The sequence below is a fragment of the Roseateles sp. GW821-FHT09H11 genome (assembly GCF_059415845.1).
The window spans coordinates 1-2492 of sequence record NZ_JBWKOA010000017.1 but is presented as its reverse complement, the minus strand read 5'-3'; the positions used below and the strand labels follow the sequence as shown (position 1 = coordinate 2492).

Genomic DNA, 2492 nt, shown 5'->3' with positions numbered 1-2492 from the left:
TGTTGATTCCCGCGCGATCCTGACCCACCGTTTCCATCCAATCTTGACCCACACTTGTTCGAGCCACTGAGGCTCAGGTTGTGGGTAACTTCTTGGTCTTGGACTCCTTGGGGGTGGGTTGTGCAGAGCTGTTCTTGAACCGGTAGCTCTCGTTGCCGGTTTCAAGGATATGGCAGTGGTGCGTGAGCCGGTCCAGCAGCGCCGTGGTCATCTTGGCGTCGCCGAAGACGCTGGCCCATTCGCTGAAGCTCAGGTTCGTCGTGATGACGACGCTGGTGCGCTCGTAGAGCTTGCTCAGCAGATGGAAGAGCAGCGCGCCGCCCGATGAGCTAAACGGCAGGTAGCCGAGCTCGTCGAGGATCACCAAGTCCATGTGGGCGAGCCGGTGCGCCATCTGGCCGGTCTTGTTGTTCAGCTTCTCCTGCTCCAGCTGGTTGACCAACTCGACAGTGGAGAAGAATCGCACTCGTCGCCGGTGATGCTCCAGGGCCTGCACACCGATGGCCGTGGCGAGATGGGTCTTGCCCGTACCCGGCCCGCCGACCAGCACGACGTTCTCGGCCCGGTCCATGAACTCGCCGCGGTGCAACTGCTTCACCAGCGCCTCGTTCACCTCGCTGTGCGCGAACTCGAAGCCGGCCAAGTCTCGGTAAACCGGGAACTTGGCCTGCTTGAGCTGGTACGCGACGGCGCGCACCTCCCGCTCGGCGGACTCGGCCTTGAGCAGCTTGGCCAGGAAGGGCTGCGCGGCTTCAAACGCCGGCGCGCCTTGCTCGGCCAGGTCGCCCACAGCCTGCGCCATGCCAAACATCTTGAGCTCGCGCAGTGCAGTCATGAGCCCGTTGGTTGCTGAGTCACGCATTGCGGACCTTCCTTTCTTCGCGCAAGGCGTCATAGCGATTCACGTTGGCCTGCGGCTCGTTGGTCAAGCGCAGCGCGTGCGGGGCATTCACCGGTGGTGGCTCGGTCTTCCCGTCCACCAGCCGATGCAGCACGTTGAGCACGTACATCTTGGTCGGCACCCCGACCTCTAGAGCCAGCTCGACGGCTGCCAGCACTGCCTGCTCCTCGTGGTGCAGGACTAGCGCCAGGACGTCGACCATCTCTCGGTCACCGCCCGGCTTCTTGAGCAGCTCGGCCTGCAGCCGCTTGAAGGCCGGCGGCAGCTCGACAAACGGAGCGCCGTTGCGCAGCGCGCCGGGCTTGCGCTGCAGCACCGCCAGGTAGTGACGCCAGTCGAAGATCGTCTTGCCGAGCGTGTCGTGGCGCCGGTCGATGAACCGCTGGTGCTCGCAGATGATGTTGCCCTCAGCCGCGACGACGAGCCGGTCGGCGTAGACGCGCAGGCTCACCGGTCGGTTGGCGTACGACGCCGGCACGCTGTACCTCGTGCGCTCGAAGGTGACCAGGCAGGTCGGTGAGACGCGCTTGGTGTGCTCGATGAAGCCGTCGAAGGGGCGCGGCAGCTGCATCAGCAGCGGTCGCTCCTCCTGCCAGGCGTCGTGCACGGTACCGGGCAGCTTGCCGTGCGAGATCTCGGTCCACAGTGCCTTGCAGCGCTCCTCCAGCCAGACGTTGAGCGCGTCCAGCGACGGGAAGGCCGGCACGGGTTGCCAGAGCCGGTGCCGGGCGTCGCGCACGTTCTTCTCGATTTGGCCCTTCTCCCAGCCCGAGGCCGGGTTGCAGAACTCGACCTCGAAGAGGTAGTGGCTGACCATCGCGGCGAAGCGCGCATTGACGTCGCGTGCCTTGCCGCTCAGGACCTTGTCCACGGCGGTCTTCATGTTGTCGTAGATGCCGCGCTTGGGCACGCCACCGAACACGCGGAAGGCGTGGTTGTGGGCGTCGAACAGCATTTCGTGGGTCTGCAGCAGGTAGGCCCGGATGTAGAAGGCCCGACTGTGGCTGAGCTTGAAGTGCGCCACCTGCAGCTTGGTGCGCTCGCCGCCGAGCACGGCCCAGTCCTCACTCCAGTCGAACTGGAAGGCCTCGCCGGGCTCGAAGACCAGCGGCACGAAGGTGCCGCGGCCGGTGGTCTTCTGCGCTTCCTGGCGCTTGAGCGCCCAGTCCCGCGCGAAGGCGGCCACGCGGTTGTAGGAGCCGTCGTAGCCGAGCTCCATGAGCTCGGCGTGCATCTGCTTCAAGGTGCGCCGCTGCTTGCGGTTCTTGCCGGACTCGGTCTTGAGCCACTGGGCCAGCTTCTCCGCGAACGGATCGAGCCGGCTGCGGCTCTCGCGCTTGGCGTACGACGGCTCCTTGTCGTCGCTGCGCAGGTACTTCCGGATGGTGTTGCGAGACAGGCCGGTGCGCCGGGCTATCTCTCGGATGGACAACTGCTCACGCAGGGCCCATCGCCTGATGACACTTAGTGTCGCCACGTCAATCACTCCAATGCTCCTGCCGCAAGTTGCGGCAGGCTAGGGTTCATACGTGGGTCAGGTTTGAACGGAAATCAGTGCGGTCGGTGGGTCAGGATTCGGCGGCAATCAACA

Annotated in this window: 2 protein-coding genes; both read right to left on the bottom strand. The window is 64.9% G+C overall.

All coding sequences use genetic code 11. The features are described from left to right. Positions 1–73 precede the first annotated feature (73 nt). A complete protein-coding gene (istB, locus tag AC07PR_RS29575; RefSeq protein WP_495137422.1) occupies positions 74–862 on the bottom strand; it encodes an IS21-like element helper ATPase IstB in 789 nt (262 codons plus the stop codon). Further along, positions 855–2387 (bottom strand): IS21 family transposase, encoded by a 1533-nt coding sequence (gene istA, locus AC07PR_RS29570; protein WP_495137421.1) that lies wholly within the window; start codon positions 2385–2387, stop codon positions 855–857. Before istA ends, istB begins: the two co-directional genes overlap by 8 nt. Between the last annotated feature and the right edge of the window lie 105 nt (positions 2388–2492).